Annotated in this window: 18 protein-coding genes; 13 read left to right on the top strand and 5 right to left on the bottom strand. The window is 64.3% G+C overall.

Translation table 11 applies throughout. The annotated features are described in order from the left end of the window. Positions 1–42: 42 nt before the first annotated feature. Positions 43–726 (top strand): TetR family transcriptional regulator, encoded by a 684-nt coding sequence (locus tag B4383_RS15785; RefSeq protein WP_109556288.1) that lies wholly within the window; start codon positions 43–45, stop codon positions 724–726. Positions 727–735: 9 nt separating this feature from the next. Beyond that, the gene (gene purB, locus B4383_RS15780; RefSeq protein WP_078291775.1) at positions 736–2,154 is read left to right on the top strand and encodes an adenylosuccinate lyase; all 1,419 of its coding nucleotides are present in this window, start codon (positions 736–738) and stop codon (positions 2,152–2,154) included. A gap of 152 nt (positions 2,155–2,306) precedes the next feature. Here purB and B4383_RS15775 read toward each other — a convergent pair whose 3' ends face one another. After that, the gene (locus B4383_RS15775; RefSeq protein WP_078291773.1) at positions 2,307–2,933 is read right to left on the bottom strand and encodes a hypothetical protein; all 627 of its coding nucleotides are present in this window, start codon (positions 2,931–2,933) and stop codon (positions 2,307–2,309) included. An 18-nt stretch (positions 2,934–2,951) separates the two neighbouring features. On the opposite strand from B4383_RS15775, the gene B4383_RS15770 reads away from it, so the two are divergent. From B4383_RS15770 to B4383_RS15760, 3 genes are read left to right on the top strand one after another with little or no spacing between them, the layout of a single operon-like run. Further along, complete coding sequence (locus B4383_RS15770) at positions 2,952–3,845, top strand: phosphoribosylaminoimidazolesuccinocarboxamide synthase (RefSeq protein ID WP_078291772.1); 894 nt, start codon at positions 2,952–2,954, stop codon at positions 3,843–3,845. After that, positions 3,842–5,983: a S9 family peptidase gene (locus B4383_RS15765; RefSeq protein WP_078291771.1), complete on the top strand. Its 2,142-nt coding sequence runs from the start codon at positions 3,842–3,844 to the stop codon at positions 5,981–5,983. Before B4383_RS15770 ends, B4383_RS15765 begins: the two co-directional genes overlap by 4 nt. Beyond that, complete coding sequence (locus tag B4383_RS15760) at positions 5,976–6,797, top strand: SDR family oxidoreductase (RefSeq protein ID WP_078291769.1); 822 nt, start codon at positions 5,976–5,978, stop codon at positions 6,795–6,797. The genes B4383_RS15765 and B4383_RS15760 overlap by 8 nt, the downstream gene beginning before the upstream one ends. On the opposite strand, the gene B4383_RS15755 is transcribed toward B4383_RS15760, so the two are convergent. Further along, positions 6,790–8,193, bottom strand: a complete 1,404-nt coding sequence (locus tag B4383_RS15755) for a sugar porter family MFS transporter (RefSeq protein ID WP_078291768.1) — start codon at positions 8,191–8,193, stop codon at positions 6,790–6,792. The genes B4383_RS15760 and B4383_RS15755 overlap by 8 nt on opposite strands. Positions 8,194–8,260: 67 nt before the next feature. On the opposite strand from B4383_RS15755, the gene B4383_RS15750 reads away from it, so the two are divergent. The 5 genes from B4383_RS15750 (at position 8,261) to B4383_RS15730 (ending at position 12,402) form a co-directional block, all read left to right on the top strand. Continuing rightward, positions 8,261–8,761, top strand: a complete 501-nt coding sequence (locus B4383_RS15750; protein ID WP_078291917.1) for a glutathione peroxidase — start codon at positions 8,261–8,263, stop codon at positions 8,759–8,761. A 98-nt stretch (positions 8,762–8,859) separates the two neighbouring features. After that, the gene (locus tag B4383_RS15745) at positions 8,860–9,564 is read left to right on the top strand and encodes a DUF2334 domain-containing protein (protein WP_078291767.1); all 705 of its coding nucleotides are present in this window, start codon (positions 8,860–8,862) and stop codon (positions 9,562–9,564) included. Positions 9,565–9,629: 65 nt separating this feature from the next. Beyond that, positions 9,630–10,115, top strand: a complete 486-nt coding sequence (locus B4383_RS15740; protein ID WP_078291765.1) for a hypothetical protein — start codon at positions 9,630–9,632, stop codon at positions 10,113–10,115. 188 nt (positions 10,116–10,303) lie between these two features. Continuing rightward, positions 10,304–10,714 (top strand): hypothetical protein, encoded by a 411-nt coding sequence (locus B4383_RS15735; RefSeq protein ID WP_078291764.1) that lies wholly within the window; start codon positions 10,304–10,306, stop codon positions 10,712–10,714. A gap of 29 nt (positions 10,715–10,743) precedes the next feature. After that, positions 10,744–12,402 carry an FAD-binding dehydrogenase gene (locus B4383_RS15730; protein WP_078291762.1) on the top strand — a complete coding sequence of 553 codons (1,659 nt, stop codon included), beginning with the start codon at positions 10,744–10,746 and terminating at the stop codon, positions 12,400–12,402. Positions 12,403–12,474: 72 nt separating this feature from the next. Here the strand turns inward: B4383_RS15730 and B4383_RS15725 are convergent, their stop codons facing one another. After that, the gene (locus B4383_RS15725) at positions 12,475–13,113 is read right to left on the bottom strand and encodes an MBL fold metallo-hydrolase (RefSeq protein WP_078291761.1); all 639 of its coding nucleotides are present in this window, start codon (positions 13,111–13,113) and stop codon (positions 12,475–12,477) included. A 50-nt stretch (positions 13,114–13,163) separates the two neighbouring features. Here B4383_RS15725 and purS point away from each other — a divergent pair, with 50 nt between their 5' ends. From purS to B4383_RS15710, 3 genes are all read left to right on the top strand, one after another. Continuing rightward, a complete protein-coding gene (gene purS / locus B4383_RS15720) occupies positions 13,164–13,403 on the top strand; it encodes a phosphoribosylformylglycinamidine synthase subunit PurS (RefSeq protein WP_078291759.1) in 240 nt (79 codons plus the stop codon). Then, positions 13,400–14,074: a phosphoribosylformylglycinamidine synthase subunit PurQ gene (gene purQ / locus B4383_RS15715; RefSeq protein WP_078291758.1), complete on the top strand. Its 675-nt coding sequence runs from the start codon at positions 13,400–13,402 to the stop codon at positions 14,072–14,074. Before purS ends, purQ begins: the two co-directional genes overlap by 4 nt. A 220-nt stretch (positions 14,075–14,294) precedes the next feature. Then, on the top strand, positions 14,295–14,930 hold the full coding sequence (locus tag B4383_RS15710) for a hypothetical protein (RefSeq protein ID WP_139360814.1): 636 nt from the start codon (positions 14,295–14,297) through the stop codon (positions 14,928–14,930). Positions 14,931–15,025: 95 nt separating this feature from the next. Here the strand turns inward: B4383_RS15710 and B4383_RS15705 are convergent, their stop codons facing one another. Beyond that, positions 15,026–15,823: a family 1 encapsulin nanocompartment shell protein gene (locus B4383_RS15705; RefSeq protein ID WP_078291755.1), complete on the bottom strand. Its 798-nt coding sequence runs from the start codon at positions 15,821–15,823 to the stop codon at positions 15,026–15,028. After that, positions 15,820–16,827 (bottom strand): Dyp-type peroxidase, encoded by a 1,008-nt coding sequence (locus B4383_RS15700; RefSeq protein ID WP_078291753.1) that lies wholly within the window; start codon positions 16,825–16,827, stop codon positions 15,820–15,822. Before B4383_RS15700 ends, B4383_RS15705 begins: the two co-directional genes overlap by 4 nt. Between the last annotated feature and the right edge of the window lie 33 nt (positions 16,828–16,860).

Here is a 16,860-nt window from a genome sequence, read left to right as displayed (position 1 = left end):
AACGCCCGTGAGGATGCGTCGCTGCTGGCAGCATGACATGACGTGACACTCAGGCAGCAGGTGGAGGTGTTCCCCGACGGGAATGCCGTGCACCGTCCGCAAGCCACCCCCAAGGGGGAGCGGAGGCGGCGTGCCCTGATCACTGCTGCAGCTGATCTATTGCGAGACAATGGTATCGATGCGGTGCGGCACCGTGCCGTGGCACAGCGCGCGGGCCTGCCACTGGCGTCGACCACGTACTACTTCTCCTCACTGGAGGACCTCATCGCGCGGGCCGTCGAGCATGCGGGAGCCCACGAGCTGGAACAGATCCAGGAAAGGCTGTCGTTGGTTCAGTACCGGCGCCGTGGAGCGTCCGCCACCGCCGAGGCGGTGGTGGAACTGTTGTTCGGCACGCCGGGCTATGGCAGCGGGGAACAGCTCGTGTCCCGGTACGAGCGTGAGCTGGCATGCAGTCGCCATCCTGAACTGCGCGAGGTGCAGCAGAGGTTGCGTGGGCAACGCGACGACGCGGTGGCCCAGGTTGTCCGCCGGTCCGGTCGTTCCATCGACAACGACCGTGTCGCGGTGCTGATTTCAACAGTCGACGGGGCGATGGTGGGTGCGCTCACCGAGGCCGCCAGCAGTCCGCAGGCGACGGCGACGGCGATGCTGGTGGACGTCATCGACGTGCTTGCTCCCCTGGAAGCCGAACAGCTGGCCGAGTCGATTTCCTTCCCCCCATAGACTCTAGTTGTGCAAATCCCTAACGTTCTGGCATCCCGGTACGCGAGCGACGCCATGGTTGCGCTCTGGTCGCCGCAGTCAAAGGTGGTGCTGGAGCGCCAGTTGTGGATCGCTGTGCTGCGCGCACAACGCGATCTCGGCATCGATGTTCCCGACGGCGTCATCGAGGATTACGAGCGGGTGGTCGAGAACGTCGAACTGGATTCGATCGCCGCGCGCGAACGTGTCACCCGCCACGATGTGAAGGCGCGTATCGAGGAGTTCAACGCGCTCGCCGGGCATGAGCACATCCACAAGGGCATGACGAGCCGCGACCTCACCGAAAATGTGGAGCAGCTGCAGATCCGCCGGTCGCTGGAGTACGTCCACGCGCATGGCGTCGCTGTGGTGGCGCGGCTCGCGCGTCACGCCGTGGAGTACCGGGACGTGGTGATGGCCGGGCGCAGTCACAATGTGGCTGCACAGGCAACCACCTTGGGTAAGCGGTTCGCGTCGGCGGCCGACGAGACGCTGATCGCGTTGACTCGGTTGCGGGAGCTTTTGGACCGGTACCCGCTGCGCGGGATCAAGGGTCCGATGGGCACCGGGCAGGACATGCTCGACCTGTTCGACGGAGATGTGGTCAAGCTGGCCGAGCTGGAGGACCGTGTCGCAGGATTCCTGGGCTTCTCCAGCACCCTGACCAGTGTTGGTCAGGTGTATCCGCGCTCGCTGGACCACGATGTGGTGTCCGCGCTCGTTCAGCTCGGCGCCGGCCCATCCTCGCTGGCGCACACGATTCGCCTGATGGCGGGGCACGAGCTGGTCACCGAAGGTTTCGCACCTGGGCAGGTGGGCAGTTCGGCGATGCCCCACAAGATGAATACCCGCAGCTGCGAGCGCGTCAACGGCCTGCAGGTGATTTTGCGCGGATATGGCTCCATGGTCGCGGAACTGGCTGGGGCGCAATGGAATGAAGGTGACGTGTTCTGTTCGGTGGTGCGACGTGTCGCGCTGCCCGATGCGTTCTTCGCCATCGACGGGATGATCGAGACCTTCCTGACGGTGCTCGACGAGTTTGGTGCCTATCCGGCGGTGATCGACCGGGAGCTGCGTCGCTACCTGCCGTTCCTGGCGACAACCAAGGTGTTGATGGCTGCGGTGCGTGCTGGGGTCGGCCGCGAGGAAGCCCACGAGGTCATTAAGGAGCATGCCGTCGCGACGGCACTCGCCATGCGCGAAAAGGGCGCTGAGCCAGACCTTTTGGGCTTGCTCGCCGCAGATCCCCGGCTACCGCTGGACGCGTCGGTGCTCGAGGCCGCGCTGGCGGACCGGGCGTCGTTCACCGGTGCCGCCGCCGATCAGGTCGATCGAGTGGCGGCCACGGTCGCGGCACTTGTCGACACCTACCCCGAGGCCGCTGCCTACAACCCGGGCGCCATCCTGTAGCTCATGGGCGGCGTGAGGCGCCGGTGGGTTCCCGCACGCGGAAACCTTTGAGGTGCTGAGTGATCCGGTGATGTACTCGTCCCTACCCGCCGACACGCCGCCTCGTGGCGGGTTCGTATCGCACATCTTGACCACGAGCGGGCGTGTCGAAATTAGGGGGCGCGCCATTCCTTGGGGGTGCTGATGCCCGCGGCCTTCAATTCGATGGCGGCCAGGCCGCGTATCGACGCGGTGTCCTGGGCGCGCCACGCGGCCACGGGATCAGCGGTGACCACCGCCAGCTTCTTCAGCGGCCGGTTGGCCAGGGCCCGCAGGGCCAGCAGTTGTTCACCGGCCGGGGTGCCCGCGAGTTGTACGGCCACCAGCTTGCGGCGAAAGAACCTGATCCGCAAAAAGATCCACGGCCCCGCGAAGGCAAGGATGGGCGGCGCGGCGACGGCGATCGCCAAAACGACCGCCAACCAGGTCGCCGTGGTGTCCAGGTTGTGGCCCGCCCCCGCCAGATCGGCGGCCGCCTCGCTGGCCGCGCGCAGCGGTCCACCTACCTTGTCGCCCACCAGCGGAATTCTGTGTGCGCTGTCGCCAGCGGAGTTCAGGTTGTCGGAAATGCCGTCGGCGCCGTCCTTCACCTGCCGGCCTATTTCGGCGATCGTCGCCACCGCGGCGTGCACAGCAAGCCCGACGAACACCCAGATCGTGGTCCAGATCGCGACCGCTACATCGCTGAATAGCTGGCCGAGCAACCGTCCCGGTCGGGTCGAGTAGGGCAGGAATCGCATGAATCGTAGGATGGCACGATGCGTCCTCCGCTGTCCGATTACCAGCATGTGGCCAGCGGAAAGGTCCGTGAGCTGTACCGAGTCGACGACGAGCACCTGCTGTTCGTCGCCACCGACCGTATTTCCGCATTCGATTTCATCCTGGATACGCCGATACCCGACAAGGGGCGCATCCTCACGGCGATGAGCGTGTTCTTCTTCGGGCTGCTGACCGTGCCGAATCATTTGGCCGGCCCGCCCGACGATCCGCGCATCCCCGAGGAGGTGCTGGGCCGGGCACTGCTGGTGCGACGGCTCGACATGCTTCCCGTGGAGTGTGTGGCGCGCGGATACCTGACCGGATCCGGGCTGCTGGATTATCAGCGCACCGGCGCGGTGTGCGGCCATGTGTTGCCGCAGGGTCTGGGTGAAGCCAGTCGGCTGGATCCGCCGTTGTTCACTCCGGCGACGAAGGCCGACATCGGCGAGCACGATATGAATGTCGACTTCGCCGCGGTGGTGGACCTTGTCGGCGGGGTGCGCGCCAACCAACTGCGCGATGAGACCATCAAGATCTACACCCGGGCGGCGGCGCACGCCCTGCACAAGGGAATCATTCTTGCCGACACCAAGTTCGAATTCGGCGTTGATGTCGAAGGCACCCTGGTGCTGGCCGACGAGGTGTTCACTCCGGACTCGTCCCGGTACTGGGATGCCGCCAATTATCAGGCCGGTGCGGTGCAGGACAGCTTCGACAAGCAATTCGTGCGCAACTGGCTCACCGGGCCCGAATCGGGATGGGATCGCGCGTCGGATACCCCGCCGCCGCCCCTGCCGGAGGCGGTGGCCGTGGCCACCCGTGAGCGGTATATCGAGGCGTATGAACGCATTTCGGGTCTGAGCTTCGCTGATTGGATCGGCAAGTCGGCGTGAGCGGGCCCGTACGCCCGCCCACCGTGAATCGCATCGACACTCTCCGTGAGTACCACGGGGATACCTTCGTCGACCCCTACGAATGGCTGCGTGAGAAGGAAAGTCCCGCCGTCATCGCGCACCTGGAGGCCGAGAACGCCTACGTCGATGACCAGCTCGGACACTTGGAAGCGCTGCGCAACAGCATCTTCGGTGAGATCAAGTCCCGGACCAAGGAGACCGACCTCTCGATTCCCACACGGATGGGGCAGTGGTGGTACTACGCCCGCAGCTTCGAAGGCAAGCAGTACGGCACGCATTGCCGTTGTCCGATAGGCGAATCCTCCGGGATTGAAAGCTGGGCGCCACCGGTACTGGATCACGATGTTCCGGGGGAACAGATCCTGCTCGACGGGAACGTGGAAGCGGAGGGCCACGGCTTCTTCTCCCTCGGCGCCGCGACCGTCAGTCCAGACGGGAACACTCTGGCCTACTCGGTCGACGTTGTCGGCCACGAGATGTACACCCTGCGGTTCAAAGATTTGCGGACCGGTGAGATGTACCCGGACGAAATCACCGACATCGGTGCGGGCGCCACCTGGGCGATGGACAGCCGCACCTTGTACTACCCCGTGATCGATGAAGCGTTCCGGCCCTATGCCATTCGCCGGTACACGCTGGGCAGTGGTGCAGAACCTGTCGAAGTCTTCTCCGAGCCGGACGAGCGTTTCTGGATCGGGGTGGGTCGCACCCGCAGCGATCGCTTCGTCGCCATCAGTGTGCACTCGTCGGTAACCTCCGAGATTTTGATCGGTGACGCCCGCGATCCCGCCACGACCTTCTCGCCAATCTGGCTGCGTCGCACTGGTGTCGAATACACCGTCGATCACATTGTGGTCGACGGCGAGGATCGGCTCTTGATCCTGCACAACGACGGCGCCGTGAACTTCGCTCTCGCGGACCTGCCGTTCGCCGCCGTTGCCGACGGCCCGGTTGATCCGGCGCTGGCACGCACCCTGATCGCCCATCGCGAGGATGTGCGGCTGGACGGTGTGGAAGCCTTCGCCGAGCGGTTTGTGGTCGGCTATCGACGAGAGGCGTTGCCGCGCATCCAGGTATGGCCTATCAGTGCCGCCGGATACGGCGCACCGCAGGAGGTGGAGTTCGACTCGGAGCTCATGCTGTCCGGGTTGGGCGACAATCCCGAATGGAACTCGCCGCTGCTGCGTGTCGGTTGTACGTCCTTCATCACGCCGACTCGGGTCTACGACCTCGACGTTCACACCGGGGAACGCACCCTGCTCAAGGAACAACCCGTCCTCGGCGGCTACCGCCGGGACGACTACGTGGAACGCCGCGAATGGGCGCTCGCCGAAGACGGCACCCGGATACCTCTGTCGGTGGTCCACCGCAAGGACACCTCCGAACCGGCGCCGACCCTCCTGTACGGGTATGGCGCATATGAGATGTGCGAAGACCCGCAGTTCAGCATCGGACGACTCTCGCTACTGGACAGGGGAGTGGTGTTCGTCATCGCCCATGTGCGCGGCGGCGGCGAGATGGGCCGCCTCTGGTACGAGGACGGCAAGATGTTGCACAAGAAGCACAGCTTCACCGACTTCGTTGCGGCAGCAAGGCATCTCGTTGACGCCGGGATTGCGTTGCCCGATCGGCTCGCGGCCTGGGGAGGTAGCGCGGGTGGCCTGTTGGTGGGTGCCGCGGTGAACCTGGCGCCGGACTTGTTCGCCGGGGTGCTGGCACAGGTGCCCTTTGTGGACCCCGTCACCACCATCTGCGATCCGTCGCTGCCGCTTACCGTCACGGAGTGGGATGAATGGGGAAATCCCTTGGAAGACAAGGACGTCTACGACTACATCAAGTCGTACTCGCCCTACGAGAACATCCGTGCCACCGCGTACCCAACCATTCTCGCGATGACCTCTCTGCATGATTCTCGAGTGCTGTATGTGGAACCCGCCAAATGGGTTGCCGAGCTGCGACATACGACTACCGGTGATCGCCCCATCCTGATGCGTACCGAGATGACGGCCGGGCACGGCGGCATCAGCGGGCGTTATGAGCGCTGGAAGGAAACCGCATTCCAGCTGGCCTGGCTGCTCGATGTTCTTGGGGTCAAGGAGGAGAAGTCGGATGTCTGACGAGGTTGTCGTCGTCACCGGTGCCGGTGGGATGGGCAAGGTCATTGCCCGCCGTCAGGGCATCGGAAAGACCCTGCTGATCGCCGACTACAACGAGGACGCGCTGCAGGCTGTCGTCGACGAACTGAAGGCCGATGGGCACAACGTCATTGGCCACCGCGTCGATGTCTCCTCGCGCGAGTCGGTCTCTGGGCTCGCTGCGGCCGCCGCGGAGTTGGGGCGAGTCACCCAGCTGGCGCACACCGCGGGTCTCTCGCCGGCGCAGGCTCCGGCACCGGCCATCCTCGCCGTCGATCTGGTCGGAGTGGCCCTGATTCTGGAGGAATTCGGCAAGATCGTTTCCTCCGGTGGTGCGGGCGTGGTGATCGCCAGCATGGCCGGTCACATGCCCATGGAGCTCTCCGCCGAACAGGAGCGGGAGCTCGCGACCACCGGCGCCGAGGATCTCCTGGCGTTACCGTACGTCGAGAGCATTGAGTACCCCGCAGTGGCGTACCAGTTATCCAAGCGCACCAACCACATTCGCGTTCGATCCGTGGCCCGGCAGTGGGGTGCGCGCGGGGCTCGCATCAACTCAATCAGCCCTGGGGTGGTGTCCACCAAGATGGGACATCAGGAGCTCGCCTCGGAGACCGGCGCGATCACGAAGGCCATGATCGACGGGTCGGCGAGTGGCCGGATCGGCGCGTCCGACGATATCGCCGCGGCAACGGCATTCCTGCTCGGACCCGAGTCGTCGTACATCACCGGGACCGATCTGTTGGTCGACGGGGGAGTCATCGCCGCGGTGCGTTCGGGTCAGCTGTTCAGCTGATCACCGAATCCATATCCTCCAACGTTCGGCCCTTGGTCTCCTTCACCCAGCGCGCCACGAACAGGAAGGACAGCACCGCGCAGATCGCGTAGAACCCGTAGGCGATTCCCAGCGCGTCACGTAGCGCGGGGAAGGTGACGGTGACCAGCCAGTTGGCGGCCCAGTTCCCCGCCGTCGCCACTCCCATGGCCGCGGCCCGGATTCTGTTGGGGAAGATCTCCCCGAGCAGCACCCAGACCACCGGGCCCCAGGACATTCCGAATGCCACGACAAACAGATTCGCGGCCACCAGGGCAACGGGTCCTGCGACGGGGCCCAGGTGTGGTTTCCCGTCCACGATGGAGGCCGTACTGAAGACGATCGACATGGTGCTGAGCGTCAGGGCCATTCCGGCCGAACCAATGAGCAGCAGGGGTTTGCGGCCCACCCGGTCGATCAGGGCGATGGCCACCAGCGTGGTGGCGATATTCGTGATCGAGGTGATGACGGTGATCGTGAAGGACGAAGTCTCGCCGAACCCGACGGCCTGCCACAGCACATTCGAGTAGTAGAAGATCACGTTGATGCCGACCAACTGCTGAAACACCGCCAGCGCCACGCCCACCCACACGATGGCGTACAAACCGCCGGTGGGCCTGCGCAGGTCGCGCCACGAGGGCACGATGCTCTGATCGAGTGTCTCTTGTATCCGGGTGATCGTGATGTCCAGGTTCTTCTCTCCTAGCAACCTCGTCAACACCGTGCGTGCCTCGGGAATTCGATGAGTGGCAACGAGATAACGTGGCGACTCGGGGATGGTGAACGCCAGAGCGCCGTAGATGAGCGCCGGTAGTGCCATCGCGAGGAACATCCAGCGCCACGCCGGCAGTCCCAGCCACAGTTCACTGCGCGCGCCGCCGGCCAGATGTGCCAACAGCCAATCGATGGTGAGGGACAAGAAGATTCCGGTGACGATCGCCAACTGCTGCAGAGAGCCCAACCGGCCTCGGATATTCGACGGAGACGTTTCGGCGATGTACGCCGGTGCTATCAGCGAAGCGACGCCCACCCCGACCCCGCCGATTACGCGAAAGATGACAAGCAGCTCGATGTTCGTCGACAGTCCGGCTCCGACCGCGCTCAGCAGGAAGAGGGCAGCCGCGATCTTCATGACCGCTACCCGACCGATCCTGTCGGCAACGCGTCCGGCCGTCATGGCACCGAGCGCGGCCCCGAGAAGCGCGGAGGCGACCGCGAATCCCAGCTCGGCGTCCCGGATGGCGAACTCGTCCTGGATGGCCTGTACGGCACCGTTGATGACCGCGCTGTCGTACCCGAAGAGCAGTCCTCCCAACGCCGCCACCGACGCGATCCGCAGCGCACTGCGACCTGAGGAGAATTCGTTCTCCTCGCTCATATGACCTCCCGCAACGTTGCGTAATGTGCGAACAGTCAACCATCGCAACACCGGTAACGTGGTCAGCATGACCGATCTCGCCTCCATCCCGTTGACCGCACTCGACGGCTCCGAGCTGTCACTCGCCGATTTCGGCGACAACGCCGTGCTGGTGGTCAACGTCGCCTCCAAATGTGGTCTGACCCCGCAATACTCGGCTCTGGAGAAGTTGGCCACCGACTACGCCGACCGCGGCCTGACGGTGCTCGGAGTGCCCTGTAACCAGTTCATGGGCCAGGAACCCGGGACGGCGGAGGAGATCCAGACGTTCTGTTCCACCATGTACGGGGTGACCTTCCCCCTGTTGGAGAAGGTCGATGTCAACGGTGAGAACCGGCATCCGCTGTACGCCGAGCTCACCAAGACCGTGGATTCCGAAGGCGCCGCCGGAGACGTGCAGTGGAACTTCGAGAAGTTCTTGATCGCACGGGATGGTTCGGGATCCCTCCGGCCGGTCAACCGGTTTCGGCCGACGACGGTGCCGGATGCTCCCGAGGTGATCGCGGCCATCGAGAAGGAGCTGGGGTAGTCGCTCCGAGGCGGCCGCTAAGGCTTGCTGCTTGAGCGTTCTTTTCGATGCGGGGTGTCTGACACCTTGCGTACATCTGACGTTGCCACACTGGCGGCATGGCAGGACAGCTGCTGGTATCGGTATCGGGAATCTGCGATCGCACTCTCGACGAGATCGCTGTATTCACTGAGGAAATGGATAAGCGGTCGATTCCGCTGTCGTTCCTCGTGTCTCCTCGTTTGAAGGGCAAGTACCGCCTGGTAGAGGATCAGCCGACGGTTGATTGGCTGGCAGCCCGTCGGTCGCGGGGTGACGCCATCGTGCTGCATGGGTACGACCAGGCCGCGACGAAGAAGCGCCGTGACGAGTTCGCCGCATTGCCTGCGCATGAGGCCAATCTGCGTCTGATGGCCGCTGACCGCGTGATGGAGCAGACCGGCTTGCGCACACGCCTCTTTGCGGCACCGGGTTGGATGGCTTCTGCTGGAGCAATAGAGATGTTGCCGCGCAATGGTTTCCGTCTGAACATCGGACTCTCTGAGATCACCGACTTGGTCCACGGCACCTCGGTACGTGCTCGGGTATTGGGTATCGGTGAAGGATTCCTTTCCGAGCCCTGGTGGTGCCGGATGTTGGTGTTATCGGCGGCGCGCTCTGCCCGCCGTGACGGGGTGGTGCGGGTCGCGATCTCGGCCAAACATCTCCGGAAGCCCGGTCCGCGGCAGGCCATGATCGACGCCATCGATCTGTCGCTGCTACACGGATCGGTGCCGAGTGTCTACGAGTGGTTGCCCAAGCAGGTATTGCACAGCGTGGCCTAGTTGATACAGTTTGCTCCAGGCTTCGAGCATGGGTCTGTTCGGTAGTCGTCGCATGGGGTCTTATCGTGGCGCCGGCAGCGTGGGCGAAACCCGAGTTCCCCGATATCGAGAGTCTTCAGGAAATCGGCGGAGGGAGTTATACCGAGCTGCAAAAGGATGCGTACCGAGTGGGTGGCATCCTCACGTTCGCGGCTGACGGCAGGGCGACGTGTCAGTTGAAGACGGGATCCGGCGGAGAACGTCCGGAAGCACGGTGCTGGGGAGACCTGCTGTCTGCGCCTGCGAACGCGAATTCGGTATCCGCGACCGATACGGATGCCGGGAGTTTCTCCTCGACCGCAGTACCCGCTGAACTTGAGGCCAAACGTTCTGGGCTCATTTGGGCTGGCAGCAGATTCACTGAATCCGCGCCGGATGGTACCGAAGTCAGTTGCGGCCTCACCCCGCAGCGTGAGAACAGGAACTGGACCGAGACGATCGCCTGCCGTGTCCGTGGTAGCGGTGGCGAACACGGATTCGTGATGTCCGACAAGGGAAGCTGGACCTTCTGATGGCTCGTCGAGCTATCACCGTCGCGCTGGCACTGATCCTTGTGGGGTGCGGGCAACCCTCGCCGTCAGATGATGTAAGGCCGTCCGCGGCGACAACGACATCATCAACATCCCCGACGCCGTCAACATCTACGACGTCGGGGGTACCAGCGGCATTTCCCGATCTCACCGGCTTCCGCGAGTTGGGGATGACTGGATACGAGTACGGCGAACTGGAGTCCTTCTCCAACGGTGGCTACACGCGATTCGCCACACCTGATGGCCTGCACTGCCAGATGCAAGGTTGGAACGCCGGGCGCGGAGGTCCACCTGGGATTATTGAATGCTGGGGTGAGTTGCCCGGAGCGCCGCACTGGGCGCGTGCGGTGGCCGCGTCCAACGGTGTGCCAGGGCGCTTCTTCGCCCCGAAGAAGGGTCCCGAGCTGTCGGGAACATTCCGACCGTTGCCGCGGAAGTCGATTCTCACGGTCAACCTGTTCGAGGGCGACTATGTTTTCTGCGCGGTCGGTGACGCAGGGCTGACCGCCTGCCGGATGGGCTACCTCGACGCGTGGGGAAATGGCTTTGTGCTTTCACCGCAAGGAAGTTGGACCTTTTAATCGTCAATCGTCCCCGCTACGGTGAATCCGTGAGTGACGCGAGTACCGATGTCATCGTCGTGGGCGCAGGTCTTGCAGGCTTGGTGGCGACCTGTGAATTGGTGGACCGCGGCAAGAATGTCGTCGTCGTCGAGCAGGAGAATGCCGCCAACCTCGGCGGGCAGGCCTATTGGTCCTTCGGTGGCCTGCTCTTCGTCAACAGTCCCGAACAGCGCCGGCTGGGGATCAAGGACTCCCACGAGCTGGCCCTGCAGGACTGGCTCGGTACCGCCGGTTTCGACCGCCCGGAAGATCATTGGCCCCGTCAATGGGCGCACGCCTACGTCGACTTCGCGGCGGGTGAGAAGCGAAGCTGGTTGCGTGCCAGGGGGTTGCAGATATTCCCCGTGGTGGCATGGGCCGAGCGTGGCGGCAAGGATGCGCTCGGGCCCGGTAACTCGGTACCGCGATTTCACATCACCTGGGGCACTGGCCCCGGCTTGGTGGAGATCTTCGCCCGGCGGGTGCTCGCCGCTGTAGACCGCGGCCAGGTGCGCATCGCCTACCGGCACCAGGTCGACGAACTGATCGTCGAACAGGGCGCCGCGGTCGGTGTTCGTGGCACCGTGCTGGAGCCCTCGACCGCAGCGCGAGGTGTCACGTCTTCACGAACAGCATGGGGAGAGTTCGAACTCCGTGCGCAGGCCGTCATCGTGACCAGCGGTGGTATCGGAGGTAATCACGATCTGGTTCGGGCGAACTGGCCCGAACGCATGGGACGCGTTCCGGCGCAGCTGTTGACCGGGGTGCCCGCTCACGTCGACGGCCGCATGCTCGGGATCTCGGTGGACGCGGGCGCCCACCTGATCAACCGCGACCGCATGTGGCATTACACCGAGGGCATCACCAACTACAACCCGGTCTGGCCGGGCCACGGGATCCGCATCCTTCCGGGGCCATCGTCACTCTGGCTGGACGCCAATGGATCTCGAATACCAGCGCCACTGTTCCCGGGATTCGACACCCTAGGCACATTGGAACACATCTGCCGCAGCGGGCATGATTACTCGTGGTTCATCCTGAATGCGCGGATCATCGCCAAGGAGTTCGCACTGTCGGGGCAGGAGCAGAACCCCGATCTGACGGGTAAGGATGTGCGCGGGGTACTGCGGCGCGGCAAGGCGGGCGCGCCGGCGCCGGTGCAGGCGTTCATCGACAAGGGTGTCGACTTTGTCAGTGCGTCGAACCTGCCCGATCTGGTCGCCAAGATGAATGCGTTGCCGGACGTCACACCGCTGGACTATGCGACCATCGCCCAGCAGGTGACGGCACGCGATCGTGAGGTGGCCAACCCGTTCGGCAAGGATCCGCAGATCGCCGCCATCCGTGCCGCACGTGCTTACCTCGCGGATCGATTCACCCGGGTGGTGGCCCCGCACCGGCTCACCGATCCGAAGGCGGGTCCGCTGATCGCGGTGAAGTTGCACGTCTTGACGCGAAAGACACTGGGCGGTTTGGAGACCGACCTCGACTCGCGGGTTCTGCGCGCCGATGGAAGTTGTTTCGAAGGCCTCTACGCGGCCGGTGAAGTTGCCGGGTTCGGGGGCGGTGGTGTGCACGGATACCGCGCATTGGAGGGCACGTTCCTGGGCGGCTGCATCTTCAGCGGACGGGCCGCGGGCCGGGGCGCTGCCGAGGCCATCGGCTAGCCCTCGCACATCGAAACCGAGGTTTTGGCGAACACGTGCGAGACGATCCCGCCACAACCTCGGTCTCGGCGGTTAGAACAACACCGCGTCCTCGTGGGGCAGCACCTGGAAGTCGGCGTCGGACATCTCGCGAAATCGCGTGTAGAAGAACGGGTATGCGGCCTCTTGCAGGATGCCCTGGTGAATGGGCACCGCCCGCGCCGGGTTCACCGCGCGCAGATACTCGATCGCCTCGGACACCTTCATCCACGGAGCCGCGGCCGGTAGCGCCAGCACGTCGACCTCCTCGCCGGGTGCGAAGAGCGCGTCGCCGGGGTGCATGAGCCGCGCGGGATGGTCACCGTCGCCGATCAGATACGAGGTGTTGTCGATGAGCGGGATCTCCGGATGGATGACCGCGTGCTGGCCACCCACTCCGCGCACACTCAGTTCCGCGACGGCGAAGCGATCGCCGGCGTGCACCGCCTGCCACGGCTCGCCCAGCTGCGCCGCGGTCATCGGATCGGCGTAGAGCGCCGCCCCTGGGTTGGCGTCGACCAGCGCGGGCAGCCGCTCCAGATCCACGTGGTCGGGATGCTGGTGGGTGATCAGGATGGCCGACAGGTCGGTGATCCCTTCGAATCCGTGCGAGAAGTTGCCGGGATCGAACAGCAGAGTGGTGCCGCCAAAATCGGCCAGCAGGCACGAATGCCCGAAGTGGGTCAGCTGCATGAGGGGAGTCTAGGCGGGATGTATACCGGCCCACACGGTAAAGTCAGCCCGTGGCCCGAGTCGTCGTAAACGTCATGCCGAAACCCGTGATCCTGGACCCGCAGGGACAAGCCATTGCGGGCGCGCTCGCCCGCCTTGGCTATGCCGGCGTGGCAGACGTGCGCCAGGGCAAGCGCTTTGAGTTGGAGTTCGAGGGAGAGATCGGCGACTCCGATCTCGAGTCGATCGCCGAGGCGTTGCTCGCCAACACCGTCATCGAGGACTGGGAAATCGTGCGGGAGTCCGAATGACCCCACGCATCGGTGTCATCACTTTCCCCGGCACCCTCGATGATGTCGACGCCGCCCGGGCAGCCCGGCTCTCCGGGGCCGAGGCGGTCTCGCTGTGGCACGACGATGCCGACCTGAAGTCCGTCGACGCGGTGATCGTGCCCGGCGGTTTCTCCTACGGTGACTACCTGCGCGCCGGGGCCATCGCGCGCTTTGCGCCCGTGATGCGCTCGGTGGTCGACGCCGCCGCACAAGGCCTGCCAATCCTGGGCATTTGCAATGGCTTCCAGGTGCTGTGCGAGGCCGGACTGCTGCCCGGAGCGTTGACCCGCAACGCCGGTCTGCACTTTGTATGCCGCGATGTCTGGCTGGGTGTTGACGCCAACAACACCGCATGGTCCTCCCGGTATGAGCAGGGGGCCGACATCCTGGTGCCGCTCAAGTCCGGCGAAGGCCGCTATGTGGCCTCCGACGAGGTACTCGAGGAGTTGGAAAGCGAGGGCCGGGTGGTCTTCCGCTACCGCGAAAACCCCAACGGGTCAATGCGCGATATCGCCGGGATTTCCTCGGCCAACGGCCGTGTGGTCGGGCTCATGCCGCATCCGGAGCACGCGACCGAGCCGCTGACTGGACCCAGCGATGATGGGCTCGGCATTTTCTACTCGGCGCTCGACGCCGTGCTTACCGCTTGAGCTGCGCCTCCAGTAGGTATTTGCTGGCAATTCGGCATTTCTGCCGCATGCGCTAGCCCTATTAGGCGGTGGGGTCTCGCCGCCGACAGCCGTGTTGACTGGCTCCTCGTCAGTGGAAAGCAAAGCCAAATTCAGCTGGTATGTGCGTCGAGGCCTCAGCTGTTATGCAGTTTGCGGATCTGCCAGCTATGCTCCCGCCAACTTAGGGAGGAGCATGTTCATGGGGTGGTCGGTCAGGGGTAAAAGGCGCGGTATGGCGGTGGCCTTGTCGATGGTGGTTGCGGTTATCGGGTTCGCGAGCCCGGCGAGGGCGGACGGCAGTCTGGCGGACAAGCCGAGCTCACAATTGATGTTGCTGCTTCCCGACGACGCCATCCCCGCAGACTGGAAGGTGGAGAAGGACGATCTCGCCAGCGCAACCAGTAGTGGTGACCAGTTGTGTCATCAGGCTGGCGACGCGAATGGCGCCAAGGTCAACTTTCTGGTTCGTTTGCAAGCGTTGTCGCGCTGTACGGAATTTGTCGATGTTCTCTACGGCAAAGAGAACCCCGGGGCCGACATGATCGCCTGGGCCAAGTCCATCGCGCCCGCGCAGGGGTTCAACACCCTGGAGACGGGCACCGCGTCGGTGCAGGTTTCGTCCGCGCCCGGCCCGAACACCGCGCCGTATCCGTCGGTCACAGTGCTGATGCGGCCGGTCGACATGGACCAGGAGATTCCGGGGCAGCTGGTGACGTGGGTCCGGGTTCGTGGGCTGCTCGTTGTCGTGCGATCGTTCGCGTGGGATGCGGGTGAGGGGCGGGCGAGGCTCGACCAGGTGGTGCACTCGGCGATCGGGAAACTCCAGGCCGTTTGATCTTCCCGTTGCCCACCTTTGAGTGACAAGCGAGAACGAATTTCTTTGTCGCTCAAAGGTGGGCACACATGAGTGTGTTGAGAGCCCGGGCTCGCCTAGGGCAGCAGCGCGACCGACGCCTCGGCGGTGTAGCTCAGGAACGTCAGGGTCTCCTGCAGGTACAGCTGCACGCTCTCGGCATCGTGGGACAGGTACCCGATGGTGACATCGGTGCCCAGCTGCAGGTCGAAGTCGCCGCCGCGGCAGCTCAGCACGAGTGCGCCGTCGATCGCCGGCGCCCAGAGGATCTCCCCGGTGACCAACCGGCGAAGGTGCTCACGGATCGGATACCCGCGGTCGGAGGCCTCGCTGACCTTGGTGTACTCCTCAGCCGACAACAGCACCGAGTATGGGCCGTCAACACCCGCCAGTCGCAGTTCCGAGAGTGCCTGCGCGACGACGTCGGGGTACTGGCGGACATCGTCGGGCAACTTGAGTTCGGGATTGGAGCTGGATTCGCGGATACCGACGATCGAGGCGGCGGGATAGCCCTCGAAGATCGCCCGATCCTCGGCGAACGCCAGCTTTTTGGCAGCCTCCTTGACCGGGTCCCAGTCGGAGTCCTGAGAGCCGCGCTCCACATCGTCGATGGCGGACCGACTGATGGTGAAGGGGACTCGCAGCCGCACAAGCGGTTTGCTTTCCCGCAGGTGCGCTTGCACGCCATCGGCGGGTGCTGCCACGTCGAGTAGGTGTCCGGTGCTCACGGCCGCGCTAGAGGGACCGCCCGGCTCGCTGACGTCAACCACCCGGCGTCCGGCGATATGGCGTTTAAAGGTACGGCTGGCCTCGGTTTCGATCTCCGCCCACGCCTCGGCCGTGATGGGTGCGAGTTCGCGATACAGGTTGTTCATGCCGACGTTCCTTTCAGGCTGCCGATGGATAGGGACCCTTGGTATTCAGTAGATTTCGCGGCTACCTGAGTGGGCAGCGGCGGGGGAGCGTCGAGGAAGTCGGCGGACGGCGCGAAGAACAGCCCACCGGTGACCGCGGTCGAGAAGTCCAGGATGCGGTCGGTGTTCCCCGGCGGATCCCCGACAAACATGTTGCGCAGCATGCGTTCCGTGACATCCGGGGTGCGTGAGTAGGCGATGTAGTACGTCCCGAACTCTGCCTTCCCAAGTTCACCGAAGGGCATGTTGCGCCGCAGGATCTGCAGCTCGTTGCCCTCGTCGTCCTCGATGACATTCAGGGCCACATGCGAATTCGACGGTTTCACGGCATCGTCGAATTCGATGTCATCGAGTTTGGTACGTCCGATCACCTTCTCCTGCTCATCGACGGGCAGCGCGCTCCATGCGGCCATATCGTGCAGGTACTTCTGGATGTGCACGTAGCTGCCGGCGGCAAAATCGGCGTCCTCGGTGCCCACGAGGGCGGCCGAGGCGGCTTCTTCATCATCGGGATTCTCGGTGCCGTCCACAAACCCCAGCAGGTCCCGGTTGTCGAAGTACTGAAAGCCGTGTACCTCGTCCACCACAGTGATGGCACCCGACAGCGTGCTCGTAATGCGCGTGGCCAGCTCGAAGCAGCGGTCCATAGTGCTCGCACGGATGTGGAACAGCAGGTCACCAGGTGTCGATGGGGCGGTGTGTCGCTCGCCGCGCACCTCCTGGAACGGCCACAGCCGAGCGGGGCGCGGCCCGGAAAAGAGCCGGTCCCAGGCATCCGACCCGATTGCCGTAACCAGCGACAATCGCCGTGCCGGGTCGCGGAATCCGATGGCCTTGGCCAGGCCGGACACGTCGGGCAATGCAGCGTGAACTGCTTGTTCGGCGCCCTCGTCGACAGTCACCACCAGGAAAATGGCCGACGAGGACAGCGGTTCCAGAACAGGCTGTGGCACGGGATCGGTCACGCTTCGACCCTAGACCCAATCCAGTCAGCCATC

It is taken from the genome of Mycobacterium sp. D16R24 (assembly GCF_002013385.1).
GTDB lineage: Bacteria > Actinomycetota > Actinomycetes > Mycobacteriales > Mycobacteriaceae > Mycobacterium.
The sequence above is the reverse complement of the archived record's forward strand: the minus strand, read 5'-3'. Positions and strand labels throughout refer to the sequence as shown.

Bases quoted from the DNA above. Each gene is read 5' to 3' on its own strand.
- B4383_RS15750 (WP_078291917.1), top strand. From the start codon at position 8,261: ATGACCGATCTCGCCTCCATCCCGTTGACCGCACTCGACGGCTCCGAG.
- B4383_RS15760 (WP_078291769.1), top strand. From the start codon at position 5,976: ATGTCTGACGAGGTTGTCGTCGTCACCGGTGCCGGTGGGATGGGCAAG.
- B4383_RS15775 (WP_078291773.1), bottom strand. From the start codon at position 2,933: ATGCGATTCCTGCCCTACTCGACCCGACCGGGACGGTTGCTCGGCCAG.
- B4383_RS15745 (WP_078291767.1), top strand. From the start codon at position 8,860: ATGGCAGGACAGCTGCTGGTATCGGTATCGGGAATCTGCGATCGCACT.
- purQ (WP_078291758.1), top strand. From the start codon at position 13,400: ATGACCCCACGCATCGGTGTCATCACTTTCCCCGGCACCCTCGATGAT.
- B4383_RS15705 (WP_078291755.1), bottom strand. From the start codon at position 15,823: ATGAACAACCTGTATCGCGAACTCGCACCCATCACGGCCGAGGCGTGG.
- B4383_RS15725 (WP_078291761.1), bottom strand. From the start codon at position 13,113: ATGCAGCTGACCCACTTCGGGCATTCGTGCCTGCTGGCCGATTTTGGC.
- B4383_RS15755 (WP_078291768.1), bottom strand. From the start codon at position 8,193: ATGAGCGAGGAGAACGAATTCTCCTCAGGTCGCAGTGCGCTGCGGATC.
- B4383_RS15770 (WP_078291772.1), top strand. From the start codon at position 2,952: ATGCGTCCTCCGCTGTCCGATTACCAGCATGTGGCCAGCGGAAAGGTC.
- B4383_RS15710 (WP_139360814.1), top strand. From the start codon at position 14,295: ATGGGGTGGTCGGTCAGGGGTAAAAGGCGCGGTATGGCGGTGGCCTTG.
- B4383_RS15735 (WP_078291764.1), top strand. From the start codon at position 10,304: ATGACTGGATACGAGTACGGCGAACTGGAGTCCTTCTCCAACGGTGGC.